Origin of the sequence: Segniliparus rotundus DSM 44985 (genome assembly GCF_000092825.1) — a bacterium.
Classification (GTDB): domain Bacteria; phylum Actinomycetota; class Actinomycetes; order Mycobacteriales; family Mycobacteriaceae; genus Segniliparus; species Segniliparus rotundus.
In genome coordinates, this window is the sequence record NC_014168.1 from 2,954,460 (window position 1) to 2,977,881 (window position 23,422).

Genomic DNA, 23,422 nt, shown 5'->3' on the forward strand with positions numbered 1-23,422 from the left:
TGAGCCATAATAACGTGAGACAGTGTTTTCCGAGCAAAGACGGCAAGGGACGAGGCGGTGGCAATGGCAGAGCCGAACGGGTCGGACCGTCGCCTGAAGCCGCACCCCGGGCAAGCGCGGTACCCGCTGCCGCCCGACCGGGGCCTGTCCGCGTACCAACAGGGCGCCGCGCCGCTCGAACAAGGCTACGAGGCCCCGCCCGTGCTGCCGGATCCGCCCGATGCCTCATCAGCGAGCCGAATCATGCAAGGCGGGGTTTTCCGGCAGCCCCAGCAGGAGCAGCCCGCCGCCCCTGGCCTCGTTGAGGCCCGCCCGCTGCACCGGCGGGTGGCCGCGAAGAGCAAAGACCTCACGTCGAAAGGCATCGCGCAGTTCCGCCGGGCCGCGAACGCGGACGGGGCCGACCAGTCCGGGCTCGCCGCGCTGACCTACCCGGTGATCCTCAACAGCGCCTGCGACGCGGCGATGGCCGTCGCGCTGGCTTCAACGCTCTTCTTCGCGGCCGCGAAAGCGGAAAGCCAGACACGTGTGCTGCTGTACCTGGTCGTGAACATCGCCCCGTTCGCGGTGATCGCTCCGCTCATCGGCCCGTTCCTGGACCGCATCCAGCAGGGCCGCCGCGCCGCGCTCGCGGCCTCGTTCGTCGGCCGGGCCTTGCTCGCCCTCATCATCGCCTCGAATTGCGTCTGGGACGGGCCGAGCGGCCACCTGCGCTACGACCCGTTCGTGCTGTATCCGTGCGCGCTCGGGATGATGGTGCTCAGCAAGTCGTTCGTGCTGCTCAAGGCCGCGGTCACGCCTCGAGTGCTGCCCAGCGAGATCGATCTGGTCCGAACGAACGCGCGGCTGAACATGTTCGCGCTGCTGGGCGGGTCCGTCGCCGGGGGCGCGGCGGCGGTCGTCGTGGAATTCGTCGCCAGCAAGCTTTTCCACCAGCCCGGCGGGATGCTGCTCATCATTGTGTTCGGCGGGTTCGGGGCCTGGTTGTGCCTGCGCATCCCCGGCTGGGTGGAGATCACTGAGGGCGAGGTGCCCGCGACGCTGCGCTATCACGAGGAGCATTCGGGGCGCGGGAGGGGCTGGCGGGACACGCTGCGCGGCTTCGGGAAGGCCAAGACCCCGTTCGGGCGCGGGGTCATCACCGGGCTGTGGGGGGCGGGGACGATCCGATGGATGGTCGGCTACTTGTTCCTCTATGTGGCGTTCTTCTCAAAAGCGCACCATGCGGACGGGATCACATCGCTGCTCACGCTCGGGGCCATCGGCGGGGCTGCGGGGGTCGGCACGTTCGTCGGGACGGCGATGGGCACCCGGAACACGTTCGGCAAACACGAGCGGGTCATCCTCGGCCTGCTCGGCGCCGTCGTCTTGATGAGCGTGATCACAGCGCTCACCCACACCATCCTGACGGCGGCGATCTCCGGCTTCGTCGTCGGCTTCGCCGCCTGCCTGTCCAAAACAGCGTTGGACGCCTCGATCATGGACGACCTGCCCGAGGAGTCGCAGGCGAGCGGCTTCGGCCGATCCGAGACCGTGCTCCAGCTCAGCTGGGTGATGGGAGCGGCGACGGGGCTTTTGGCCCCGACCGATCTGCGGTGGGGGTTCCTGATCGCCTCGGCCGTGTTGGCAGTCGGAGCCGCGCAGACCTACGCGAGCCACATCGGGAAGTCGCTGGTGCCGAACCTCGGGGGCAAACGGCCAGAGCATGCCGGCTCCGGAGGCACAGCACGGCATGCCGGCTCCGGAGGCGCGGCGCCGAACTCGGGCCGCGTACGCTGATCGCGTGTTCAAGAAACCAGCGTTCATCCTCGGCGCCGTCGCCGCCATCGCGGTCGTCACCGCTGTCGTCTCGACCACGTTGGCATTGCGCGCGCCCAAGGAGGCCCCTGCCGTCTCGGTGTGGGTCTCGTCTGGGACGTACACAACGGTGGAGCCGTTGCAGTACTGCGACATCGATCTGAAGAATTGCGTCGCCGAACTCGGCTCGACGCAGCCCGCGCACATCGCGGTCGGCCCGAACGACCGGGTGCTCGTCTCGGTGCCGAAAGAGGTCGCCAAGGGCTGGCTTTTGGACCTGGTCTGGTACCGGGAGACCCCGAAGGGCGCCGAAGTGGACCATCCGCAGCCGCAAACCTTCCTGAAAAAGGACGACGCGGCGTACGCAGTCTGGATCGAGCCGAGGGGCGACGGTTGGCGGCTGCGCTCCCTGTCCATCGTGACCCCTTCGCAGGTGCTCGACCCGGAGAAGGACGATGTCCTCTGGGCTGGGACCTGGCTGGTGTGCACGGACGACTGCCAGCTTGAGAAGGTGCGGGTCGGCGGGTAGCGCCGACCGTCGCGGCGAGGAGACGAACGGGCGCTTAGCCCTCGAGCTCCTTCGCGACCGCGCGCAGCACTTCCGCGACCCGGCGGCCGTTCGCCCGGTCCGGGCTCTTGCCGCGACGCAGATCAGGCTGCACCTTCGCCTCAAGAACTTTGATCATGTCTTCGATCATCCCGTGCAACTCTTCGGGGGAATGCTTGGGCAGCGAGCGTTCGGCGCGGTCGGAACGGCCCCGGCCCCGGCCGTCTTCCACCACGGAAGGGGTGGAGAGCACACGGATCGACAGGGCCTGCGGGCCTCGGCGGCCATCGGCCATGCCGAATTCGACGACCTGGCCGGGTTTGAGCTCGTCGACCCCAGCGGGCAGCGCCGAAGAGCCGACGTAGACGTCATCGCCGTCCTCTTGCGTCAAAAAGCCGAAGCCTTTGTCAGCGCTATACCACTTGACCTTCCCCGTGGGCACAGTCATCACCATTCTCTTCCAGGTCCCTGAGGGCGAACATGAAGAGCGCCGACGGGACGACCGAAAACTTGCCGGGCCAGTCTAGATCTTCCGCACGGAAAAGAGAAACGCGAAATCCGGCTAGGCTGAACGCATGGTTCTGCACCTTGCCGACCTCAGCGACGATCTGGCCAACCCTCGGGCGCTGCGCGACGCCTACGGCTCCTTCCCCAGCGGCGTGGTCGCCGTGTGCCGTCTGTTGGACGGGGAGCCTGTGGGTCTCGCCGCGAGTTCGTTCGTCTCTGTGTCCATTGACCCGCCGCTGGTCTCGGTGTGCGTGCGCAACGAATCGCAGACGTGGCCGCAGGTCCAGAGCGCGCCGAGCATCGGCGTGAGCGTGCTGGCCGGGCATCAGCACACGCACGGCCGGGCTTTGGCCGGGCCTGCCGAAAGCCGGTTCGCCGACGTGCATTGGCACGCCTCGCCCACGGGGGCGGTGTTTTTGGCGAACGCCGCCGCCTGGCTGGAGTGCGTGGTCGATCAGGAGATCCCGGCGGGCGATCACCATATCGTTGTGCTGCGAATCCGCGCCTTGGCCGTCGACGTCGGCGCTGAGCCGTTGGTGTTCCACGCGTCGCGGTTCCGTTCCTTGCACGCGTGACATGCGCGGCCAGTGCGGGCACGTACCCTGGAGGAATGGCCGTGGTCGCATTAGGCTTCCCAGGATCGAAACCCAGAGACGGTGACGCCCGGTTCGACGGCATGCCCCGAACCGGGCCGATGCTCGACCGTTTCGGGCGCCGCGCGACGGATCTGAGGATTTCGCTCACGGATCGCTGCAACCTGCGTTGCACGTATTGCATGCCCGAGGAGGGCATGCAATGGCTGCCCGGCGAAGATCTGCTCACTGTGGAGGAGATCGTCCGCCTCGTGCGCATCGCGGTGACAAAATTGCACGTCGCCGAGGTTCGGTTCACCGGGGGCGAGCCGTTGCTGCACAAGGATCTGCCCACGATCCTGCGGTTGTGCTCGGCCTTGCGGCCCCGCGCCGAACTTTCCATCACCACGAACGGCCTGGGTTTGCGCCAGAAGGCGCAGATGCTCGCCGACTGCGGCCTTGACCGGCTGAACGTGTCTTTGGACGCGGCCGACCCGGTCTCGTACGCGGAGTCCACCCGGCGGGACAGGTTCCACGATGTGCTCGCCGGATTGGCCGCCGCGTCGGCAGCTGGCCTTCGTCCGATCAAGGTGAACGCCGTCCTCACGCGTCGGGCGAGGCCCTCGGGGCAGGGCGGCGCGGACAGCAAGGATTGGCGGGCGGTCGCGGTCGAGCTGCTCGAACTCTGTCTCGCTCAGGGCTTCGAACTGCGGTTCATCGAGCAGATGCCGCTCGACGCAGGGCGTTCTTGGTCACGCGCCGAGATGATCCGCGCCGATGAGATAGTGGACGCGTTGGGCCGTCACCGCAGTTTGACGCCGGATCGCGCGCCGAGGGGCAGCGCTCCGGCGAGCCGGTGGCTTGTGGACGGGGGACCGGCTCGCGTGGGGGTGATCGCGTCGGTGACCAAGCCGTTCTGCGCCGACTGCGACCGGACCCGGGTCACCGCGGACGGGCAGGTCCGCAACTGCTTGTTCGCCGCCGAGGAGACCGACCTGCGCGCTGTGCTGCGTTCCTCAGAGCTCGCGGAGCAGGACGGGGACGCTGCTGTGGAGTTGCTTTGGCGCCAAGCCACATGGATGAAGCGGGCCGGGCATGGGATGGATGAGCCTTGGTTTGAGCAACCGGAGCGGCCCATGAGCGCGATAGGCGGTTGACAAGCATGAGCACGCGGTCCGGCCTCCCCGGCAACCGCCGCAGCGCGACCACACCAACACCCAGCGCGATAGGCGGTCGACAAGCATGAGCACGGGCGAAACGGTCACTGTGCGCTTTTTCGCCGCCGCGGAGGAGGCGGCGGGCGTTGACGAGGCGGCGCGGCCCCTTGCGGAGGGCGAGACGCTGCGCGATGTCATCGACGGGCTTGTCCGCGCCGCGCCTGCGCTCGCTGGCGTGCTGTGCACCTGCTCTTATCTGCGCAATGGCGTCGCTGTCCGCGATGCGCGCCTGCCGCTCGAACCGGGCGATGTCGTCGATGTTCTTCCGCCTTTCTCCGGCGGTTAAGGCCGCGTCGGGGTTTCCCGCTCGGGCCCCTCGGCTTTTGGTGGTTTCGCACAAAAAACTCTCTTAGATTTCGTCCTCGATCACTATGGCCTTCGTCACAGTCTCTTTTTGGTAACAAAATGGGCGAGTTCCCGAAGCGCGGAGATGACCAGGATGGATGGCCCGATTTTTTGAAAGTTAGCAAATCCGAAACTTTTCGCAGAACTCTAAGAGATCTCTAATGAGACGTGTTTTGGGCACAGCAAACCATTAAGGTCAGCTCAGGCCGGACTCTTCCGGCACACCCGGTTTCACGGTGAGACCCTGGAAGAAAACAGCACAACGATGCTCCTCCGAGCCCTTGGGTTCTGAGCCATTGGGTCTTCGGAATCGAACTCCCCACATCCCCTGACGGGGGAAGGAAAGGAAAATCACCATATGAGCGGACGCCACCGCAAACAGAGCGACACCGGCAGTATCGCCGGCAAAGCGGCCCTTTCGGGTATCGCGCTGACCGGGGCTGGCATGTGGTTCGCCAGCTCCGCCGACGCCGCGACCGACGACCAGTGGGACCGCGTCGCCTCCTGCGAGTCAGGCAACAACTGGCACATCAACACGGGCAACGGATACCAGGGCGGCCTGCAGTTCTCCTCGGGGACCTGGCTCGCCCACGGCGGCGGCAAATACGCCCCGGCCGCGAACCTCGCCACCCGTGAGCAGCAAATCGCCATCGCCGAGCACGTGCTCGCCACCCAAGGCCGAGGCGCCTGGCCGGTCTGCGGCCGCGGCCTCGGATCAGCCACGTTCCGCGAGGCGCCCGTGCCGAACAAGAGCCAGCCGGACGCCGTCGCCGTCGCCGACGTCGAGAAAGACGGCATTTCCGACCACGTCGCCCCGGCCCTGGCCAAAGCGACCTCGGGCGCGATTCAGGCGGCAGGCTTCGTGGAGATCGCCCCCGAGCTGGAGATCAGCCAAGCCAACGACCTCCGCGCCCCCGCCCCGGACACCGACCCGGCCGACGAGCCGGATGCCCCGGAGCAGGAAGCGCCCGAGCAGGAAGCGCCAGTGGCGGACATCGACGCCGACGCTCCCGAAGCGCAAGACCTGGACGCCGCGGACGCGGCTCAGAGCGACGAAGCCGCCCCGGCGGACACGCAAGCCGTGGAAGCCGACGCGCTCGGCGACTTCGTGCTCGCGGCGAAATACATGGGCTACAACGTCTAAGCCGACGACACAACGAGAGGGGCCCGCGCCAGTTGGCGCGGGCCCCTCTCGTTGTCGGCTGCCCGCCGCCGCTAGGTGATGCTGACGAGTTGCGTGAGATCGTCGCCCGGCAGCTCGCCCTCGACGACGGCTGTGACGACCGACTCGTTCAAGACGATCGCGCCCCGATGGTTGTCGAGGAACGCGGTGTCCGCCGCGTCGCGTCCCGTGGCGACGCGCACAAGCGTGGAGCGCGGCGCGAGGCAGGTCGCGTCCACCACTCGCCACACGCCATTGACGAGCGCTTCGGCCACAGCGTGGAAATCCATCGGGTCGCAGCCCGGCGCGTACACGGCGACCAGGCGCGCGGGAACATTCAGCGCGCGCAGCATCGCCACGACCAGGTGCGCGTAGTCCCGGCACACGCCCCTGCCCGCGAGCAGGGTGTCGGCCGCGCCGTCAATGGCGTCGCTGCTGCCCGGCACGTAGCGCAAACGTGCGCCGACCCACGCCGCGACCCTCGCCAACAGGGCCTCGGAATCAAGGGAGTCGCCGAACTCGGCGGCGGCGAACCCGCAGAACTTGTCGCTCTCCGCGTAACGGCTTGGGCGCAGGAACACCGACGCGTCCGACTCAAGCACGGCAGCGGGGGCCGTGTTGCCTTTGATGGTCGCGTCATAGGAGACCAAGAGTTTGCCCGGCGCGGCGGGGAAGGTGTGAATGCGGTTGCCGTGCTCGGTCAGGATCTGTTTGGCCTGGATGTTTTTGCCGTTCAGCGTGAACGACAATGATTCTTCCACCTGAGCGCCAGGGTGCGGGGCGACAGCGATTTGGCATTCAAGGACCGTGCTGTCGACGACGTCGACGTCGAGTCGGGCTGAGACAATGCGAGTGACCAAGCGATCCTCCTAGGACGGGCTCTTCATGGGGTTGGACTTGGCCGCGGGAGCGCCGAGCCAATGGGAAATATGGCAGAAGGGAAAGGGATGTGACCGGGGAGCGTTGTCGCGCAGCGCCTCTTCGGGCAGAAGCTCCGCGCGACAACGCCCCTGCGGGCGGGCGCCCCGCAGGCCTCAGAAGAGCTTGCGCAACTTCGGTTTCTGCTCCACGGCGAGAGTTTCGATCTGCTCCTTGCCTTTGGCGGCGGCCCTTGCGAACTCGTCCGCCCGTTTCGCGGCGCTGTCGGCGAGCTCTTCCGCGCGCTGCGACGCGATCTCGGTGAGCTCGGCGCCTCGCTGGCGAGCGTTTTCCATGATGACTGGCGCTTGCTTCTGCAGTTTCTTCTGCGCTTTCTGCGCCTTCTTGCCCCACTGTGCCGCCGTGTCTTCCAACGCCTCGGACACCTCGGCCCATCGCTCGCTGGCGTTCTCCATGACCACCGGGACCTTCTTCTCCGCCTGCTCGCGCAGCTTCACTGCCTGCTTCTGCAGTTTCTTCTGCGCTTTCTCCGCTTTCTTGCCCCACTCTGCCACTGCGTCCTCTCCGGCTGAAGACACCTCGGCCCATCGCCCCGCGGCGCTGTCGGCGATCTCGTGCGCGCGGTCTGCCAGCAGGGACGAGGGCTGCGAGCCGCCAGGGATCGCGGCGGCCACGGCAGCAGCCGCGTCCTTCGCGGCTCGCCGCGCGCGCCAAGACAGGCCCGGACGCCCCTCGGTGTCGATCGCGGCGATGACAAGGCCGCCCAAAAGCGAGACGTTCTTCCAGAAATGAGCCTTTTGCAGCGCTTTGAGCTCAGGATCTTGCTCGAGCCAGAAGGCGTGGCTCGCGAGGGTCGCGGGCGCCACTGTGCCCGCGAGCACCAGCGACGACACACGGGGAAGTGTGCCGGTCGCGAGGGCAAGACCGGCCACGAGCTGCACCGCCCCGTTGACGCGGGCATAGGTCTGAGGATCGCGCGGCAAACGCTGGGCCAACGGCTCAGGCAGCGCCCCTAATGCTTTGTCCACCAACGGCTTGGCCGCTGGCGCGGGGCTGGGGCGGCGCGCCGCCTCCGAACCGGCGATGATGAAAAACGACCCGAGCAGGGGGCGGGCGATACGCCGTGTCAACATGAAAAACCTCCAAATAATGCGCGTTGCGCTGTTGTTTTCGTCGGCACTGCGCTCACAGCGCTGACATCTCTGGTGTTCGGCCCTTCCGATCCGCGCGGGCAGCGCGCCCGCGATTGTGGAGCGCCGCCACGCGCCCCACACCGACCAGGCTAGACCTAGGAGCGGGAAGGCTTTCAGGGCCCGTCCGAACGCGGCGCTTTCCAGGAGCCCCGCGCTCTTGGCCTAGAGCAAGGCCGTGTCGGTGTGATCGGGGCCGATGTATTTGACGACGAACTGCACATCGACGTCGGGGCCCGCCGCGGCGTGCGCGTCGGCTCGGCACCGGCGGGCGAGGCGAGCGATATCCGCAGGCGAGGTGTGCGGGGGCAGCTCGGCGACAATGCGTATCACCGGGGCGCGGCCCTCGACGCGAATGACGGCCCGAGCACTGTGGACTTGTGGATGACGGGCCACATCGGCGGCGGCAGCAGCGGCGATCCGGTCCAGGGCGATCGGGCCGCGCGCAGCCGCGCCGAGGCGCGAAGCCGTCGGCCGCACATGGGCCAGCACAACCCACAGCCCGAACAGAAGCAGAGCGAAACCGACGCAGGCGAGCGCCGCGGACCACCACGGCCACTGGGGAGCTCGGGCGATCGCATGAGGGTCGATCCTGTCGGAGGCTTGGCGCGCGATGGGGACCAGGGCGCGGTCGCCGATCAGCCAGAGCGCGCCGACGAGCAGCACCAACCCGGTCAACGCGGTGAGCAGCCGGTCGGCCAGGCGCACGGAGGAAGTCATAGAACGGGCCTTTCTCGCAGCGATTCCTCGTCGGCGGCGTCGCGGCGCTGTTGGTCGTGCCAGTGGCCCACAGCGGCGCGGGGAAGCCAAATCCCTTCGCCGACGAGGACATGGGTGCGCGGACGCGGGATGAACGCCACGACCACGAGCACAAGTCCCACCGCCCCGGCCGCGACTGCGGCTGGCCACGTCCACCATGTCCAATGCGCGCCGCTGACGCTCCGCGCGGCAGCTTCCACCAGCCTCGGTCCTTGAAGCCACCCCGCGCCGAGCGCGGCTTCCCGCAGCAGCAACACCCCTGCGGCGATCAAGACCAAAGCGAGCAGCAGGGCGACGACAGAGGCGGCGGCCAGACCGCGGGGGCCGCGCCTGGGCTCGGGCTCGCCGCCGGGATCAGCGGGCACGTCCATGTAGGCCTGGGCGACTTGCGCCGGAGTGCGTTCGTTGTGCAGTCGGTCGATCCGCACCCGGACCTGGTCGGGCCGCTCGCCCAGGGAACGCTGGAGCTCGCTGGTCACCGCGTGGCTCACGGCGGCGACGACCTGCTCGCCGTTCACGGGCCAGCTCGCCGCGACGCGCACGTCCACGATGCTGCGCCCCCGGTGGACCTCTGTGCTGGCAGACGGAAGCGTGTGTCGGGGCAGAGCGCCCCGGTGCGCGGCCACTTCCGGAACCGAAAGCGCGGCGTACTCGATCAACCGCTGACGAGCACGGGCGCGCACGAGGGTGACGCCCCTGACCGGCTGCGTGGGTGCTTGCTGCGCCATCGCCATCAGCTCCGGCGGCGGCCGAGAGCGGTCAGGTCGATCGCGCCGTCGAGATGAGCCCCGACCAGCGCCCCTGCTCCGGCGAGCACAACCGACAGCAGGAAGCCGACCAGGCCGCCGACGACAATCGCGATGGTCAGCAACAGCCCGCCGAAGAACCCTGCTAACGCGTATTTCCCATTCATTGCACTATCTCCTTGAACGCTCTTGAAAGCTGTTGTGTCATGTGCCGCCAACGCCGACGGCTCGACCTCGCGACCACGGCTGCCCTGCCGCGCCATGTCCGCCGCGCGCGGACCGGGGCGCCCTGAGGGGTTTCGCGCTCCTCGAAGGCCGCCAGCGCGGCGATGAGCATCTCGGCGGAACCGCCCGCGTCCGGATGGAACCGGCGCACGGCGTCCCGCCGGGCGCGGCGAGCGCGCGCATCCATTCGAACTCCGCTCACTGGGCCTGGGCTCACTGGGCCTGGGCCGCATCCCGCGCCACCACGTCGCCCACAACGACGTCGACCGGCACCCCGGCCACGTCGCTGGCGACGCGGCGCACGTCGTCCGCCAGGGCGAGCAATCCCTCGCGCAATTCGAGGACCACGTGGACCTGGCCGCTTTTCGGCCCCAGCCGCACCCCCCGGACTGTCCGTCCGGGCAGGTGCGTGGCCGGGCCTGCGACATCGCCGGAATAGAGGCCGACGACGCCGTCGATGGCGGTGATCGCGGCGATCAGGCGGTCCACCTTTTCCGCGACGGGCTGGCTCATTGCACCCTCGGCTCCCCGGAAGCGGGCTGCTCGTCGTCATCGCTGAAATGCACGTCGTGGACCGTGATGTTGACTTCGGTGACCTCGAGCCCCGTCATGTTCTCCACCGACGAGATGACATTGCGGCGGATGCCGTCGGCCAGGTCATGGATGGCGATCCCGTACTCGGCAACGATCTCGATGTCGATAGCGGCCTGCCGCTCGCCGACCTCCACGCTGACGCCCTGGGTCAAGCTGGCAGCGCCCGGCAGCGCCTCGCGCAGCTTGCCGACCACACGGGCCGCTTGGCCCCCCAAGTCGTAGACGCCGTCCACCTCGCGAGTGGCGATGCCCGCGATCTTGGACACCACGACGTCGGCAATCGTCGTGACGCCGTGATCGGAGAGTTGCTCCACATTTTTGCCGGTTCGCTCAGCAGCATTGGCCACGCTCGTCCCTCGGGACTCTGTTGTCGTCATCAGCTTCTCCTTTACGTAGTTGCAAACGGCCGGAATCTGTACGGCACAATGTTGTGTCGGAGCCCGGCGCACGCCGCGCACGGATTTGAGAGAGAGAACACAAATCTGCCCCACGCGTTGCGTGAAGAGACGAGAGAACCCCATGCCGCTCCCGCAAGCCCGGCTCCTAGCCTCGCTGTCTGACGAGCTGCTCGCCCGCCGGGCCCAGCACGGCGACGGCGAAGCGTTCGACGCGCTGGTCGCGCGGCACGCCAGAGCGCTCTTGCGGTTCGTCCAAAGCACCTACCCGGACCGCTCCGGCTGCGAGGACATCGTCCAAGAAACTTTCATCGCCGCCTGGAAAGCGTTGCCCACGTTCGGCTTCCGGTCCCAGTTCCGCACCTGGCTGTACTCGCTCGCTTCTCGGAAAACGATTGACGCGCTGCGCAAACGCGGCGCAGGCTCCGACCTCGGCGCGATCCCTGAAACCCCCGACGTCCGCCCTGGCCCTGGCCAGCAGGTGCTCAACGGCGAATTCCTGGCTGCGCTCAGAAGCCAGTTGTCCCGCCTCCCGTACCCAGCCCGCGCCGCCTGGTGGCTGCGCGAGGTGCACGAGCTGCCTTTGGCGGAGATCGCCGCGATTCTGCGCACCACCGAAGGCTCGGTGCGCGGCCACCTGCAGCGCACGCGCAAACACCTCGCCGAAGCCCTTCGGGAGTTCCGCCCATGAGCCCCCCGCCCCGTCCCGAACACTTGCACGTCCCCGCCGCGCGGCGTAAGACTAGAGAACCGATGAGAGCCCGAGCCGGAGATCGCCACGACTCCGCCGCAGAAGCGACGGAGTGGATCGCCGATGCCACCAGACGGTTCGCGGGCCTCACCGCAGACACATCGCCCGAAAGCTCCGACGTGGAACTGCCCGCGCTGCGACAGCTGCGAAGCACCATCGGGCAGCTGGTCTCAGCGCTTCCCAGACCAGTGAGGCCGGTCAACACCAGCAGGCCGGGCGTCGCCTTCAGCCATGTGGCCTTGCGGAAAACGCTCACCTTCGCCCTCGCCGAACCGGCCTCTGCGGCATCGGCGGCAGTGGCCGACATCGCCATAGAACTGCACGACGCGACACCCACATCAGTGCACATCGACCTTGTCGCCGTCGGCGCGGACGCCCGCGAGCGCACCTACCTCTCCGACGGCGACGCGCTGCGCGAGCGGGCTGCCGCCGCCTTCTTGGAAACACTCGGCACGCCAGCGCCGCCGATCACCCTCACCTGGGACGACCTCGTCGAACTGGACGACCCGCTTCGCTAACGCGGATCGCGCGTCCGCGAAACCGGGCGTGCGCCGCGCCGGGAACACCATGGGACGCTGACGAGAAGGACCGGCCACTGTGAGACGATGAGCCGCATGCCGGTTCGCTACGAGAAGCCCGAGGGATGGGTCCATCGTGGCGGGGACAATGAGTTCTGGCTGTTGACGGGCCCGTTGCAGGCGGCGCTGCGCCCGCCGGGCGTCATCGTCGTCGCCCCTGTCTTAGAGCAGCGGCGCAACGGCCGGATCGAGGCGGAGCGGTTGGACAACTGGTCCCGCATCGCCCGGATCGCCGACCAACAGGGCGAGCCTCCGTACGGGGGCTCGGTCATCAACGGCGCGCTTTTGGAGCGCGCGGCGGACCTGTTGCGCGCCATCGCCGCCAACCCAGCCTTGTCCGTGACTGTGTCGCGCAAGCCGACGGCGAGGGCAACCATCGCGGCTGTGTTGCAGGAAATGCTCGCCGCGGCGGGCCGCGACCGGGTTTGGGCCCACGACCTCATCGCCGGACCCGACGGCAGGGCTTTCCTGCGCGACCTGTGCGCCTTCGGGTGGACCGACGACGGCGAGGCCGCCGCAGCGCTGTTCTCCCATGTCGTCTCCTGCGCGGACGACGAGATCGAGCGGATGCAGAACCGCATGGTCCAAGAGAACGACCCTGGCGCAGCCGTGCGCTGGTCGGACAAAAAGCCCGGCGCCCCGTTTCTCCTCCATGAGACCCGCCGCAGCGTCGAGATCGCCCGCGCCATCGCGGAAGCCCTCGACCCCCTCGCCGACGAGCAGCTCGACCAGATCCCCCCGGTCCTCGCTCGCGAACTCGCCCGCGCCGTCCTGCGCGACCGCCGCGAAACCGACAAACGGCTCAAGCATCCCTGAACAGGCGGGAACCGGGCGAGGCGTGAGCGTTGAGCGGCTCATCCGGCAAGATATATGGCCAACCTGTCGCGGACATGCTCATAGGTGCCGTCCGCAGCATCGGAGTCGGGAGCGACCCGGTCAGGGGAAAGCCGGTCCCAAAGATAGAGCCCACGGACAATCACCAGGTACGAAGCTTCAGCCAAGGTGAAGAGGATCTCGCGCTCGGTGCTCTCCTCGACCGAGCACAGCAGGCCAGGATATGCCGACGTCTCGCGCGTGCGCACAATCCAGGACGGGGCGCCGCCCCCGGCAACGTCCGTGTCGTTGATAACTTCGGTGGCTCCCCCCTTTCGCCCGAAGGCTGTCGCCCTCGCGGCACCTCGCCCCGAGTCGAAGAGAGCTCGCAGCGCAGCCGGATCCCTCGCGGTGAGAACAAGGACCACCACCTGCGACGAGGAGCCGTCGTCCGAAACCTTGTGCTGCTCGAGCTCGCCGTACTGGTTGACGAACGACGAATCCCAGCCACCGCCCTGATCCAACCCCAACGACACGCCGACCAACCGGTTCACAGGCACCATCACCGGATCTGATGCCTTCGCCAACTGAGGAGACCGGGGAGGCTCGGACACAGGCAATAAGCAGTCAACCAGAACACCCCCGTCGTCCCCGTCCGCCCGCGCGAAGCCCGCAACCGGCAACCCAGCCGCCGCCGCGCACACCGCCACAACCAACACCATCCAACGCCTCACTGATCCCACCGCCGCACACATAGTCCTCACCTGGCTCATTCTCTCCCACCCCCTCCACAACGAGCCGAACGGCCACCGCAACCCCTACGCCCCGGCGACCCACTCCGCCGAACCGTCCGCACAGCACGAACTGCTTCGCTCCCGCCCCAGCGCCACGACCCCACCCCTACGCCCCGGCGACCCACTCCGCCGAGCCGTCCGCGAAGTGCTGCCGCTTCCACACGGGGATCTGCCGTTTGATCTCGTCCACCAAGATCTGGCAGACGCCGAACGCCTCGGCGCGATGGTCGGCGGCCACCGCGACGACCAATGCCGCCTCGCCGATGCGAAGCAGCGCCACCCGATGGCTCGCCGCCACCGCCCGAACACCCGCGCGGCCCGCCACGACCTCGGCCACAACCTCGGCGAGACGCTGCTGGGCGGTCGGATGGCTGCGGTATTCGAGGGCCAACACCTCCCGGCCTGCGTCGTGGTCGCGCACATTCCCGCTGAACCCGACGACCGCGCCCGCATGCCCGTCCGCCGCCTGCGCCACCAGGGCCTCGTGCGCCGACAGGGAGAGAGGCTCCTGACCGACCCAGGTCCGCGCGATCCTGGCGCCCGGACGGTGCTCTGCCGTGGTCAATGGTCGGCCCCTGCCAGTTGCTCAAGCGCGTGACCGAGCACCCCGCCCAGCACCGCGAGGCCGTCGCGGACGCCCCCGGCCGAGCCCGGCAGATTCACCACCAGGGTCCGCCCCGCCACTCCGGCCACGCCTCGGGAAAGCACGGCTGTGGGAACTTTCTGCGCCCCCGCGCCGCGAATGGCCGCCGCGAGACCAGGGATCTCGTAATCCAGCAGCGCCTTGGTGGCCTCGGGAGTCCGGTCGGTCGGGGAGATCCCCGTGCCCCCCGTGGTGATGACAACATCGGGCCCCGCCGCCACAGCCAGGCGCAACGCCTCGGCGAACGCCGCCCCGTCGGAAGCCACCTCGACAGCCACGTCGAAACCGCGCTCCTGGAGCCACCCGGCGATCACGGGCCCCGTTGTGTCCGCATACGCCCCTGCGGCCGCGCGAGTCGAGGCGACAAGGACCCTGGCGCGAGTCACACCGACCAATCCCCGCTCGCGCCGCCCTCTTTGCGCACAACGCGCACTTCGCCGAGCCACGAGGCGGGATCGACGGCCTTGACCATGTCGTGCAGGGTCAGCCCGGCGACTGCCACGGCGGTCAGCGCCTCCATCTCCACGCCGGTCCGATCCGTGGTCTCGGCGACCGCCTCGATGCCCACGCCGGAACCACCGAGCTCGAACGAGACCGCCACCTTGGTGAGCGCGATCTGATGGCAGAGCGGAATAAGCTCGGAAGTCCTTTTCGCGGCCATGATCCCCGCGACCCTCGCGACAGCAAAAGCGTCGCCCTTCTTCGCGTGCGGATCGGCCAAGGCTGACAGCGCGTCTTTGTTCGCGTGGAAGGTCGCGGTCGCGGTCGCGCGCCGCCTGCTCGGCTCTTTGCCGGACACGTCCACCATCCGCGCCGCCCCGGATTCGTCGAGGTGGGTGAGCTTGGGCGCCCCTCCCGAGCGTTGGGCAGTCGGGGAAAGGTCGGCCACGGGATCAGCTCAGCCGTTGATCTGCGTGGACGGATGCACGTACGGCAGCGACTCGCCCGGCAGGGGGAACTCGGTCTCGCCGAACGGGGACAAGGCCCCGCTCCAATCGGTCGCCAGCTCGGTGACCGGGTGGTCGCGCTGCGGCCAGCCTGGGTCGACGTAACGCTCTTTCTCGCTTTTTCCCATGCGGTCATTGTGCCAGAACGGCGCCGGGCGCGCGGAGCGCGGACCAGTTTCTGGCCAGTCGTTCACGACTGGCTTCCCGCTCGCGGGCCTCCTGGCCGGGCCGCGCGCGCTAGACTGCAAACTCTTCGCTTCTCACCCAGGACCATCACGATGCCAACACCCAGCGCCACCACCCGCCGAGGCCTCAGCGAGCGCCTCGCGCCGTTCAGCTCGACCATCTTCGTCTCGATGACCGAGCTGGCCAAGAAAACCGAGTCGATCAACCTCGGCCAAGGTTTCCCGGACACTGACGGGCCGCCGGCCATGCTGGAAGCCGCGCAGAAAGCCATCGCGGACGGCGTGAACCAGTACTCTCCTGGCCGCGGCTACCTGCCGCTGCGCCAAGCGATCGCGAACGACCGGGCCACGCGCTACGGGACGGTGTACGACCCGGACACGGAAATCCTGATCACTGTCGGGGCCACCGAAGCCCTGACCTGCGCCATCCTCGCTCTGATTGAGCCAGGGGAAGAAGTCGTCGCGCTCGAGCCCTGCTACGACAGCTACGCGCCCGCGGTCGCCATGGCCCACGGCGCGCTGGCCCGCGTGCCATTGGAGCCGAGCGGGGGGAAGTTCGTCTTCGACCCGCGGCGCCTCGCCGCCGCCATCACCCCCCGCACCCGGATCATCCTGCTCAACACCCCGCACAACCCCACTGGCACAGTGCTCAGCCGCGACGAGCTCGCCGAGATCGCCCGCCTCGCGGTCCAGCACGACCTCATCGTCCTGACTGACGAGGTGTACGAGCATCTGATCTTCGACGGGCGCGGGCATCTGCCCATCGCCTCGCTGCCCGGCATGGCCGAGCGCACGCTGAGCTGCTCCGGGGCGGGCAAAACCTTCAACGCGACCGGGTGGAAGACCGGGTGGGTCTGCGGACCCGCCGATCTCGTGAGCGCGGTGCTCGCCGTCAAGCAGTACGTCACATTCGTCGGAGCGGCCCCGCTGCAGCCCGCCGTCGCGCTCGCGCTGCGCACCCAGGACGGCTGGATCAAGGGACTGCGCGCCATGTTGCTGGAGAACCGCGACCGGCTCGCGGCGGGTCTGAGCGAATCGGGCTTCACGGTGTATCCGGCGACGGGGACGTACTTCCTCACCGCGGACGCGGCTCCGCTCGCCGCCACCTCGGCGAAGGGATGGGACTGCGCGGACGGCGCCGAGTTCTGCCGCCGCCTCGCGCACGAGGTCGGGGTCGCCGCCATCCCGTACGCCGGTTTGTCCGAACGGCGCGACCTGTACGGCAGCCTCGTGCGCTTCGCGTTCTGCAAACGCCCGGAGGTGCTGGACGAGGCGCTCGCCCGGTTGGCCCGTCTGCGAAGCTGACCGCCCGCATCGCCGCCGCGTATTTTTCAGTCCGCATATTTTTCAGTACAATGTCGTATGGCCACGGGAGCCCCCAAGCGCCAGACGACGCGCGCGCGAAGCCGTCCGGTTTCGCGCCGTCCATGACCGCTGTTGTGTTCTCACTGGGCTTCCCGGCCCAGGCGGAGAACGTTTAAGGAGAATTCCATGACCCCAACGCCATTCAGCGCCACTGTGCTCGGCTCCCCTCGCATCGGCCCCAACCGCGAGTTGAAGAAAGCCGTCGAGTCGTACTGGGCCAAGAAATCCAGCGCCGAGGACTTGGCCGCCGTCGCCAAGGGCCTGCGCGCCGACACCCTGACGAAGCTGAAGAACGCGGGCTTTGACTCCGTGCCGGTGAACACCTTCTCGTACTACGACCAGATGCTCGACGCGGCGGTGCTGCTCGGCGCGCTGCCGGAGCGGGTCAAGGGCGTCGCGAACGACCTCGACCGCTACTTCGCCGCAGCTCGGGGCAACCAAGACGTCGCGCCGCTCGAAATGACCAAGTGGTTCGACACGAACTACCACTACATCGTTCCGGAGATCTCCCCGTCCACGAAGTTCGCCCTCGACCCGAGCAAGATCTTCGCCGAGCTGGAAGAGGCCAAAGAGCTCGGCGTCCCGGCCCGCCCGGTCGTGATCGGCCCGGTCACCTTCCTCCTGCTGTCCAAGCCGGTGAACGGCCAAGGCCCGCTCCTGGAGCGGATCGGCGAGCTCATCCCGCTCTACAAGGACCTCCTTTCGCAGCTGAAAGCCAAGGGCGTCGAGTGGGTGCAGTTGGACGAGCCGGTGCTCGTGACGGACAAAGGGCAGGCCGTCCTCGACGCCGCCGTCTCCGCGTACCAACAGCTGACCTCCGCGGCCGACCGGCCGTCGGTCTTGCTCGCGACCTACTTCTCCGGCTTGGGCTCCGCGCTGGAGAAAATTCTTTCCAGCGGCGTCGACGGCGTCGCCGTCGATCTGGTCTACGGTTCGGCGGACCACCTCGCCGGTGTGCATTTCCAGGGCAAGCTGCTGGTGGCCGGCGTGGTCGACGGGCGCAACATCTGGCGCACCGACCTCGACAAGGCGTTGACCGTGCTCGAGGGCCTCAAGAACAAAGGCGTGCAGGTCGCTGTCTCCTCCTCAAGCTCGCTCTTGCACGTGCCGTACTCGCTCAAGCCGGAAACGCACCTCGATGACACGCTGCGCTCCTGGCTGGCTTTCGGCGACGAGAAGATCGCCGAGGTCGCGACCCTGGCCAAGGGCCTGAAACAAGGCCGCTCGGCCATCGCCGACGAGCTTGACGCGAGCGCGAAAGCGCAGAGCGCCCGGCGCACCGACCCGCGTCTGAACGACAAGGCGCTGCGCGACGAGATCGCCAAGCTCCGCGAGACCGCGGGCCAACGCGGCCCCGCCGACCAGCGCATCGCGCAGCAGAACGCGGCGCTCGGCATCCCGAAGCTGCCGACCACCACAATCGGCTCCTTCCCCCAGACGCGGGAGATCCGCGTCGCCCGCCAGAAGTTCACCAAGGGCGAGATCACTGCCGAGCAGTACGAGCAGCACATGCGCGACGAGGTCGCCGCTGTCATCAAGCTCCAGGAGGAGCTGGGCCTCGACGTGCTGGTGCACGGCGAGCCGGAGCGCAACGACATGGTGCAGTACTTCGCCGAGCAGCTCGAAGGCTTCTTCGCGACGTCGAACGGCTGGGTGCAGTCCTACGGATCGCGCTGCGTCCGCCCGCCGGTGCTCTTCGGCGATGTGAAGCGCCCGAACCCGATGACGGTGCAATGGAGCAAGTACGCGCAGTCCCTCACCGACAAGCCGGTCAAAGGCATGCTCACGGGTCCGGTCACCATCCTGGCCTGGTCTTTCGTCCGTGACGACCAGCCGCTCGGCGACACCGCGTACCAGGTGGCGCTCGCGATCCGCGAAGAGACTGTCGACCTGCAGAACGCCGGGATCAAGGTCATCCAGGTGGACGAGCCCGCGCTGCGCGAGACTCTGCCGCTCAAGAAAGCCGAACAAGACGCGTACCTGGATTGGGCCGTGGGCTCGTTCAAGTTCTCGACCTCCGGCGTCGAGGACTCGACCCAGATCCACACCCACCTGTGCTACTCGGAGTTCGGCGAGGTCATCGGCGCGATCGCCGACCTCGACGCGGACGTCACCTCCATCGAGGCCGCCCGCTCGCACATGGAGGTGCTGGACGACCTGAACGCCGCCGGTTTCAAAAACGGCGTCGGCCCGGGCGTCTACGACATCCACTCGCCGCGCGTGCCCTCGGTCGACGAGATCGTCGTCTCGCTCAAAGAGGCCCTCGCCGCCGTGCCGGTCGACCGTTTGTGGGTCAACCCGGACTGCGGCCTGAAGACCCGAGGCGAGAGCGAGACGAAGGCGTCGCTGGTCAACCTGGTGGAGGCCACCAAGCAGGTGCGCGCCACACTCTGACGCGAAGCGTCAGCGAGTCCCGGCCGCAGATGCGGCCGGGACTCGCTGACGCTTCAGGTCCGGCTCCAGAGGTCGCGGACCGCGCGTGAGGCCGTGGACGACATCCGCCCTCAGGACGGTCCTGCCCTAGGATGGACTGCGGCGCTGTTGCAGCGCTCAGCACAAGCCGGGCCCGCACATGAAGCTAGCCAAGAAACCGCACATGAAGCTCAGCCAAGAAACTCTGTCCCACTTGACGGTGCCCACCCCCTCGTACGACAGGAGCAAGCTCACCGCGGGCATCGCCCATTTCGGGGTCGGGGGCTTCCACCGGGCGCACCAGGCGATGTACCTGGACCGATTGTTCGAACTCGGCCTCGCGCACGATTGGGCGATCTGCGGCGTCGGCGTCCTGCCCGGGGATCTGCGCATACGGCGGGCGCTCGCCGAGCAGGACTACCTCTACACCCTGGTGACCGCGCATACGGACGGCGCACGACAGGCGCGAGTGATCGGCTCGATGGTCGACTACCGGTACGCGCCCGAGGACCCCGAAGGGGTGATCGAGCTGCTGGCCGACCCGGCCATCCGGATCATTTCGCTCACGATCACCGAGGGCTCGTACAACATTCGGGACTCCGATGGCGAGTTCAACGCCGACAACCCGGACATCCAGCGCGATCTGGCGGGGACCGGACCGCCGAGGACGGTGTTCGGCCTGGTGGCCTCGGCCTTCGAACGGCGCCGGCAACGCGGGCTCGGCTCCCCGGCGATCCTTTCCTGCGACAACATCGCTGGCAACGGCGACACCGCGCGGCGCGCCTTCACCGCGTACGCGCAGCTGCACGACCCGTCCTTGGCGCAATGGATCCGCGAGAACACCACCTTCCCGAGTTCCATGGTGGATCGGATCACGCCGGCGACGACGCCCGAGGCCATCCGGCAGATCGAGCGCGACTTCCACGTCAGCGACCTGTGGCCGGTCGTCGCCGAACCCTTCGCCCAATGGGTGGTCGAAGACGATTTCGCGGCGGGACGGCCCCCGCTGGAAGCGATCCTCCCCTTCGGGGAGGCCACTGTGCAACTGGTCCAGGACGTGGCTCCGTACGAGCTGATGAAGCTGCGCCTGCTCAACGCCGGACACCAAGCCCTGTGCTACTTCGCCTCCCTCGCCGGGCACCGCCTCGTGCATGAGGCGGCCCGCGATCCGCTGTGCGCCGGCTTCGTGCGCCGCTACCTGGAGGAGGCGACCCCCACCTTGCTCCCAGTTCCGGGAGTCGACCTCGGCCAATACAAGCGCGATCTCATGGAGCGCTTCGCGAATCCGCACATAGCGGACACGGTGGCGCGCCTGGCCGCAGAAGCTTCAGACCGCATCCCGAAGTTCGTGCTGCCCGCCGCGCGGGACAATCTGCGCGCTGGCCGTCCGGCGGACCTCGCCGCCGCGCTCGTCGCCAGCTGGGCGCGCTACGCCGAGGGGACGGACGAGGCGGGAGCGCCCATCGACGTGGCGGACCGGTTGGCGAGCGAGCTCGGGGACCGAGCCAAGGCGTGGCGGGAGGATCCCCTTGCCTTCCTCGCCTTCCGGGACGTGTTCGGCGACCTCGTCGACGAGCCCCGGTTCACCAGGCCCTATCTGCGAACGCTGGAGCGGCTGCACCGCGACGGGGCTCGGGCGGCACTGCGAGCTCTCGTCCCCACGGCGGATCGGCTCCAGGCCGCGACACCGTGATGGCCGACGCCCGCGCCACCAGGTCGAGCGCGCGGCGCCAATCCTCCTCCTGGAGCGCCCGCACCGCCCGCGGGGAGAGCGCGTCCGCGCGGTCGAGCCAGTGCAACAGGGCGGCATGTGCGGTGTCCCCCGCTCCGATCGTGTCGGCGACCTCGACCTGGGGGGCTTTGACGTGGACGCTCGTCTCAGCGGTGAACACCGAGAGGCCAGAGCCCCCCTGGGTGAGCAGGACAGCCCCGACCCCTGCTGCGAGCCAGCTGTCGGGCGTCCCGCCCAGCCACTCCGCGTCGTCCTCGGACACCTTCAAAACATCCACCGATCCCAGCCAGGATTGGAACCGCGCCCGATAGCCGTCCGGGTCGGCGATGGCGCACGGGCGGATGTTCGGGTCGAGCATCGTGAGCCTGCCCGCCGCGCGTGCCCGCGCGAGCAACCGTTCGTAGACCGACGCTCCCGGCTCGTAGACCAGGGACAAGGTGCCGAACGAGACTGCCGCCACTGTGTCGGGCAGTGGGCCGGGGGCGCTCACGAGCCTGTCCGCCGTGCCGTCCGCGTAGAAGATGTACCGCGCGGCTCCCGCGTCGTCGAGCGCGGTCAACGCCAGCGTTGTCGGCTCCGGGCCGCGCTGCGCGACGGAAAGGCCCACCCCCGCGTCCCGCAATCTGGAGATGAGCAGCTCCCCGTACGGGTCCGTCGAGAGGCGGGACAGAAAGAGCACCTCGCTGCCCAGCCTGCCGAGGGCGACCGCGACGTTGAACGGGCCTCCGCCCGGAAGCGGCGCAAGCAAACCGTTCTCAGCAGGAACGAGGTCGATCAACGCCTCGCCGCACACGAGGACGCTCATTGCGCGAAATCTCCCGGACTGAACCGGCGAGCGCGCAAATGCCGCTCGATGTCCTCCAAGCTGTGCCCGGTCAGCTCGGGCATCTTCCAGAACACGAAAACCCAGGCGGCCACGTTGAAGAGACCGTACAACCACATGGTCGGGCCGACCCCGACGGCGTTGATGATCGACAACAACGTCAGGGTGACCCCCACATTGGTGCCCCACAGGACCGCCGCTTGCACGCTGGTCCCCGCCGCGCGCACGGAGAGCGGGTAGATCTCCGCGCCGGTCAGCCAACCCATGAGCTGGAGCCCGCCGGAGTTGAACAGCATGAAGACGATGAGGCAGGCGACGATGAACGGCATGTCGTCGCGGCCGCTGTGCCCGGTGACGAAGAGCGCGCCCAAAACGAAAAGGCTGATCGCGGCTCCTGGGATCATGAACAGGGCCAACCGCCTGCGCCCGACGACATCCACGACCATGAGCCCGACAACCATCATGATGAGATACGTCAAACCCAACCCGACGCTGACGTCCAGCGCGGTCGAGGCCGGGAACCCGGTGTCGGTCAAGATCGTCGGCGTGTAATACACGATCATCTCGATCCCGCTGAGCTGGGTGGACATTGCGATCCCGCAACCGACCAGCAACGCGGGCCGCACCCACGGCTGCCGAAGCCCGCGCCATCCGCTTTCGTGCGCCGCCGCCTGGGACTCAGCGTCCCGCACAGCGACAATGCTGGCCAATTCCGGCTCGATATCGGCGTTCGGGCCCCGTAGGCGGCGAAGGACCTCGCGTGCCACGTCATCAGGAGCCATCTGCGCGATCAGCCACCTCGGGCTCTCCGGCAGCTTGAGCACCAAGAGCAGCATGAGCGCGGCGGGGCACGCCGCGTATCCGATCGCCGACCGCCAGCCCACCCGTTCGCTCGCGCCGATGACGGTCGAAACGACGATGCCGATCCCGATGCCGACCTGGAACATCAGCACCAATCTGCCGCGGTGGCGCGACGGGGCGAGCTCTGCGATGTACATCGGCACCGTCTGGGTCGCTCCGCCGACCGCGAAGCCGAGCACGACCCTGGCCGCCGACAGCGACCACGGCCCAGGGGCGAGCGCGGACGCGACGGACCCGACGGCGAACACCACCGAGAGCGCCATCACCGTCTTGCGCCGCCCCTTGAGCTCGCTGAGCCTGCTGCAGCACAGCGCCCCGATGATCGCGCCGACCAGGATCGAAGCCGCGATCACTTCCGTCATGACGGCTCCGGTGCGGAATTGCTCGCGGATGTGGAGCAGAGCGCCCGAAATGACACCCGTGTCGTAGCCGTACAGGAGTGACGAGATCAGCGACACGAGGGCCGCGACGAACAGAACCGGCGTGAACTGCGCCGAGCCCTCCTGGGCGATGGGCGTGCTCGAATCGGCTTCGGACAATGTCATGCGCTAGGCCCAATCCTCTTTAGCTCTGTGATACATAA

Annotated in this window: 27 protein-coding genes and 1 pseudogene; 12 read left to right on the forward strand and 16 right to left on the reverse strand. The window is 68.2% G+C overall.

All coding sequences use genetic code 11. From position 1 onward, the window contains the following. Positions 1–63: 63 nt before the first annotated feature. Both SROT_RS14310 and SROT_RS14315 read left to right on the forward strand, forming a co-directional pair. The gene (locus SROT_RS14310; protein WP_013139733.1) at positions 64–1,779 is read left to right on the forward strand and encodes an MFS transporter; all 1,716 of its coding nucleotides are present in this window, start codon (positions 64–66) and stop codon (positions 1,777–1,779) included. A gap of 4 nt (positions 1,780–1,783) precedes the next feature. Then, positions 1,784–2,326: a DUF2771 domain-containing protein gene (locus tag SROT_RS14315; RefSeq protein WP_041408113.1), complete on the forward strand. Its 543-nt coding sequence runs from the start codon at positions 1,784–1,786 to the stop codon at positions 2,324–2,326. Between the two features lie 34 nt (positions 2,327–2,360). On the opposite strand, the gene SROT_RS14320 is transcribed toward SROT_RS14315, so the two are convergent. After that, positions 2,361–2,786 carry a cold-shock protein gene (locus SROT_RS14320; RefSeq protein WP_187288095.1) on the reverse strand — a complete coding sequence of 142 codons (426 nt, stop codon included), beginning with the start codon at positions 2,784–2,786 and terminating at the stop codon, positions 2,361–2,363. 133 nt (positions 2,787–2,919) lie between these two features. Between SROT_RS14320 and SROT_RS14325 the strand changes: the two genes are divergently transcribed. The 4 genes from SROT_RS14325 (at position 2,920) to SROT_RS17320 (ending at position 6,129) form a co-directional block, all read left to right on the forward strand. Continuing rightward, positions 2,920–3,426 carry a flavin reductase family protein gene (locus SROT_RS14325; RefSeq protein ID WP_013139736.1) on the forward strand — a complete coding sequence of 169 codons (507 nt, stop codon included), beginning with the start codon at positions 2,920–2,922 and terminating at the stop codon, positions 3,424–3,426. A 35-nt stretch (positions 3,427–3,461) separates the two neighbouring features. Beyond that, positions 3,462–4,580, forward strand: coding sequence for a GTP 3',8-cyclase MoaA (moaA, locus tag SROT_RS14330; protein WP_041407374.1), 1,119 nt, complete (start codon positions 3,462–3,464; stop codon positions 4,578–4,580). Between the two features lie 85 nt (positions 4,581–4,665). Further along, positions 4,666–4,926, forward strand: a complete 261-nt coding sequence (locus SROT_RS14335) for a MoaD/ThiS family protein (protein WP_013139738.1) — start codon at positions 4,666–4,668, stop codon at positions 4,924–4,926. A gap of 417 nt (positions 4,927–5,343) precedes the next feature. Then, positions 5,344–6,129 (forward strand): transglycosylase family protein, encoded by a 786-nt coding sequence (locus SROT_RS17320; RefSeq protein WP_013139739.1) that lies wholly within the window; start codon positions 5,344–5,346, stop codon positions 6,127–6,129. A 71-nt stretch (positions 6,130–6,200) separates the two neighbouring features. Here the strand turns inward: SROT_RS17320 and SROT_RS14345 are convergent, their stop codons facing one another. From SROT_RS14345 to SROT_RS14380, 8 genes and pseudogenes are all read right to left on the reverse strand, one after another. Beyond that, positions 6,201–7,007 (reverse strand): transglutaminase-like domain-containing protein, encoded by an 807-nt coding sequence (locus SROT_RS14345; protein WP_013139740.1) that lies wholly within the window; start codon positions 7,005–7,007, stop codon positions 6,201–6,203. A gap of 672 nt (positions 7,008–7,679) precedes the next feature. Further along, a pseudogene (locus SROT_RS17370) lies at positions 7,680–8,159 on the reverse strand (DoxX family protein); the annotation flags it as partial. A 222-nt stretch (positions 8,160–8,381) separates the two neighbouring features. Continuing rightward, on the reverse strand, positions 8,382–8,936 hold the full coding sequence (locus SROT_RS14355; RefSeq protein WP_013139742.1) for a hypothetical protein: 555 nt from the start codon (positions 8,934–8,936) through the stop codon (positions 8,382–8,384). Beyond that, a complete protein-coding gene (locus SROT_RS14360) occupies positions 8,933–9,703 on the reverse strand; it encodes a hypothetical protein (RefSeq protein ID WP_013139743.1) in 771 nt (256 codons plus the stop codon). Before SROT_RS14360 ends, SROT_RS14355 begins: the two co-directional genes overlap by 4 nt. A gap of 5 nt (positions 9,704–9,708) precedes the next feature. Then, entirely contained in the window at positions 9,709–9,888 is a 180-nt protein-coding gene (locus SROT_RS14365; RefSeq protein ID WP_013139744.1) for a hypothetical protein, read from the reverse strand. Then, positions 9,885–10,133, reverse strand: a complete 249-nt coding sequence (locus SROT_RS14370) for a hypothetical protein (RefSeq protein ID WP_013139745.1) — start codon at positions 10,131–10,133, stop codon at positions 9,885–9,887. Before SROT_RS14370 ends, SROT_RS14365 begins: the two co-directional genes overlap by 4 nt. 26 nt (positions 10,134–10,159) lie before the next feature. Further along, positions 10,160–10,459: a hypothetical protein gene (locus SROT_RS14375; RefSeq protein ID WP_013139746.1), complete on the reverse strand. Its 300-nt coding sequence runs from the start codon at positions 10,457–10,459 to the stop codon at positions 10,160–10,162. Further along, entirely contained in the window at positions 10,456–10,917 is a 462-nt protein-coding gene (locus SROT_RS14380) for an Asp23/Gls24 family envelope stress response protein (RefSeq protein WP_013139747.1), read from the reverse strand. Before SROT_RS14380 ends, SROT_RS14375 begins: the two co-directional genes overlap by 4 nt. A 142-nt stretch (positions 10,918–11,059) precedes the next feature. Here SROT_RS14380 and SROT_RS14385 point away from each other — a divergent pair, with 142 nt between their 5' ends. The 3 genes from SROT_RS14385 to SROT_RS14395 all read left to right on the forward strand — a co-directional run bounded on the left by SROT_RS14385 (position 11,060) and on the right by SROT_RS14395 (position 13,080). After that, positions 11,060–11,626, forward strand: coding sequence for an RNA polymerase sigma factor (locus SROT_RS14385; protein ID WP_013139748.1), 567 nt, complete (start codon positions 11,060–11,062; stop codon positions 11,624–11,626). Positions 11,627–11,688: 62 nt separating this feature from the next. After that, on the forward strand, positions 11,689–12,204 hold the full coding sequence (locus tag SROT_RS14390) for a hypothetical protein (protein ID WP_041407376.1): 516 nt from the start codon (positions 11,689–11,691) through the stop codon (positions 12,202–12,204). An 87-nt stretch (positions 12,205–12,291) separates the two neighbouring features. Then, the gene (locus SROT_RS14395; protein WP_148223462.1) at positions 12,292–13,080 is read left to right on the forward strand and encodes a TPR repeat domain-containing protein; all 789 of its coding nucleotides are present in this window, start codon (positions 12,292–12,294) and stop codon (positions 13,078–13,080) included. Between the two features lie 38 nt (positions 13,081–13,118). On the opposite strand, the gene SROT_RS14400 is transcribed toward SROT_RS14395, so the two are convergent. The 5 genes from SROT_RS14400 to SROT_RS16835 all read right to left on the reverse strand — a co-directional run bounded on the left by SROT_RS14400 (position 13,119) and on the right by SROT_RS16835 (position 15,589). Beyond that, positions 13,119–13,799, reverse strand: a complete 681-nt coding sequence (locus SROT_RS14400) for a hypothetical protein (RefSeq protein ID WP_013139751.1) — start codon at positions 13,797–13,799, stop codon at positions 13,119–13,121. A 178-nt stretch (positions 13,800–13,977) separates the two neighbouring features. Continuing rightward, positions 13,978–14,436, reverse strand: a complete 459-nt coding sequence (locus SROT_RS14405; protein ID WP_013139752.1) for a molybdenum cofactor biosynthesis protein MoaE — start codon at positions 14,434–14,436, stop codon at positions 13,978–13,980. Further along, positions 14,433–14,900: a MogA/MoaB family molybdenum cofactor biosynthesis protein gene (locus SROT_RS14410; protein WP_013139753.1), complete on the reverse strand. Its 468-nt coding sequence runs from the start codon at positions 14,898–14,900 to the stop codon at positions 14,433–14,435. Before SROT_RS14410 ends, SROT_RS14405 begins: the two co-directional genes overlap by 4 nt. Next, a complete protein-coding gene (gene moaC / locus SROT_RS14415; RefSeq protein WP_013139754.1) occupies positions 14,897–15,403 on the reverse strand; it encodes a cyclic pyranopterin monophosphate synthase MoaC in 507 nt (168 codons plus the stop codon). The genes SROT_RS14410 and moaC overlap by 4 nt, the downstream gene beginning before the upstream one ends. A 9-nt stretch (positions 15,404–15,412) precedes the next feature. Further along, positions 15,413–15,589 (reverse strand): hypothetical protein, encoded by a 177-nt coding sequence (locus SROT_RS16835; protein WP_013139755.1) that lies wholly within the window; start codon positions 15,587–15,589, stop codon positions 15,413–15,415. 150 nt (positions 15,590–15,739) lie between these two features. On the opposite strand from SROT_RS16835, the gene SROT_RS14425 reads away from it, so the two are divergent. The 3 genes from SROT_RS14425 (at position 15,740) to SROT_RS14435 (ending at position 21,116) form a co-directional block, all read left to right on the forward strand. Continuing rightward, the gene (locus tag SROT_RS14425; RefSeq protein ID WP_013139756.1) at positions 15,740–16,951 is read left to right on the forward strand and encodes a pyridoxal phosphate-dependent aminotransferase; all 1,212 of its coding nucleotides are present in this window, start codon (positions 15,740–15,742) and stop codon (positions 16,949–16,951) included. 186 nt (positions 16,952–17,137) lie between these two features. Then, entirely contained in the window at positions 17,138–19,405 is a 2,268-nt protein-coding gene (gene metE, locus SROT_RS14430) for a 5-methyltetrahydropteroyltriglutamate--homocysteine S-methyltransferase (protein ID WP_013139757.1), read from the forward strand. Positions 19,406–19,607: 202 nt separating this feature from the next. Next, positions 19,608–21,116, forward strand: coding sequence for a mannitol dehydrogenase family protein (locus tag SROT_RS14435; protein ID WP_049773378.1), 1,509 nt, complete (start codon positions 19,608–19,610; stop codon positions 21,114–21,116). Here SROT_RS14435 and SROT_RS16230 read toward each other — a convergent pair. Together SROT_RS16230 and SROT_RS14440 are read right to left on the reverse strand one after the other, a co-directional pair. Continuing rightward, entirely contained in the window at positions 21,007–21,960 is a 954-nt protein-coding gene (locus tag SROT_RS16230) for a carbohydrate kinase family protein (RefSeq protein ID WP_013139759.1), read from the reverse strand. The two genes, SROT_RS14435 and SROT_RS16230, sit on opposite strands and share 110 nt — an antisense overlap. Then, on the reverse strand, positions 21,957–23,384 hold the full coding sequence (locus tag SROT_RS14440) for a sugar porter family MFS transporter (RefSeq protein ID WP_013139760.1): 1,428 nt from the start codon (positions 23,382–23,384) through the stop codon (positions 21,957–21,959). Before SROT_RS14440 ends, SROT_RS16230 begins: the two co-directional genes overlap by 4 nt. Positions 23,385–23,422 lie beyond the last annotated feature (38 nt).

Bases quoted from the DNA above. Each gene is read 5' to 3' on its own strand.
- SROT_RS14310 (WP_013139733.1), top strand. From the start codon at position 64: ATGGCAGAGCCGAACGGGTCGGACCGTCGCCTGAAGCCGCACCCCGGG.
- SROT_RS14325 (WP_013139736.1), top strand. From the start codon at position 2,920: ATGGTTCTGCACCTTGCCGACCTCAGCGACGATCTGGCCAACCCTCGG.
- moaA (WP_041407374.1), top strand. From the start codon at position 3,462: ATGGCCGTGGTCGCATTAGGCTTCCCAGGATCGAAACCCAGAGACGGT.
- SROT_RS14335 (WP_013139738.1), top strand. From the start codon at position 4,666: ATGAGCACGGGCGAAACGGTCACTGTGCGCTTTTTCGCCGCCGCGGAG.
- SROT_RS17320 (WP_013139739.1), top strand. From the start codon at position 5,344: ATGAGCGGACGCCACCGCAAACAGAGCGACACCGGCAGTATCGCCGGC.
- SROT_RS14355 (WP_013139742.1), bottom strand. From the start codon at position 8,936: ATGACTTCCTCCGTGCGCCTGGCCGACCGGCTGCTCACCGCGTTGACC.
- SROT_RS14360 (WP_013139743.1), bottom strand. From the start codon at position 9,703: ATGGCGCAGCAAGCACCCACGCAGCCGGTCAGGGGCGTCACCCTCGTG.
- SROT_RS14365 (WP_013139744.1), bottom strand. From the start codon at position 9,888: ATGAATGGGAAATACGCGTTAGCAGGGTTCTTCGGCGGGCTGTTGCTG.
- SROT_RS14370 (WP_013139745.1), bottom strand. From the start codon at position 10,133: ATGGATGCGCGCGCTCGCCGCGCCCGGCGGGACGCCGTGCGCCGGTTC.
- SROT_RS14375 (WP_013139746.1), bottom strand. From the start codon at position 10,459: ATGAGCCAGCCCGTCGCGGAAAAGGTGGACCGCCTGATCGCCGCGATC.
- SROT_RS14380 (WP_013139747.1), bottom strand. From the start codon at position 10,917: ATGACGACAACAGAGTCCCGAGGGACGAGCGTGGCCAATGCTGCTGAG.
- SROT_RS14385 (WP_013139748.1), top strand. From the start codon at position 11,060: ATGCCGCTCCCGCAAGCCCGGCTCCTAGCCTCGCTGTCTGACGAGCTG.
- SROT_RS14390 (WP_041407376.1), top strand. From the start codon at position 11,689: ATGAGAGCCCGAGCCGGAGATCGCCACGACTCCGCCGCAGAAGCGACG.
- SROT_RS14395 (WP_148223462.1), top strand. From the start codon at position 12,292: ATGAGCCGCATGCCGGTTCGCTACGAGAAGCCCGAGGGATGGGTCCAT.
- SROT_RS14400 (WP_013139751.1), bottom strand. From the start codon at position 13,799: ATGGTGTTGGTTGTGGCGGTGTGCGCGGCGGCGGCTGGGTTGCCGGTT.
- SROT_RS16835 (WP_013139755.1), bottom strand. From the start codon at position 15,589: ATGGGAAAAAGCGAGAAAGAGCGTTACGTCGACCCAGGCTGGCCGCAG.
- SROT_RS14425 (WP_013139756.1), top strand. From the start codon at position 15,740: ATGCCAACACCCAGCGCCACCACCCGCCGAGGCCTCAGCGAGCGCCTC.
- metE (WP_013139757.1), top strand. From the start codon at position 17,138: ATGACCCCAACGCCATTCAGCGCCACTGTGCTCGGCTCCCCTCGCATC.
- SROT_RS14435 (WP_049773378.1), top strand. From the start codon at position 19,608: ATGAAGCTCAGCCAAGAAACTCTGTCCCACTTGACGGTGCCCACCCCC.
- SROT_RS16230 (WP_013139759.1), bottom strand. From the start codon at position 21,960: ATGAGCGTCCTCGTGTGCGGCGAGGCGTTGATCGACCTCGTTCCTGCT.
- SROT_RS14440 (WP_013139760.1), bottom strand. From the start codon at position 23,384: ATGACATTGTCCGAAGCCGATTCGAGCACGCCCATCGCCCAGGAGGGC.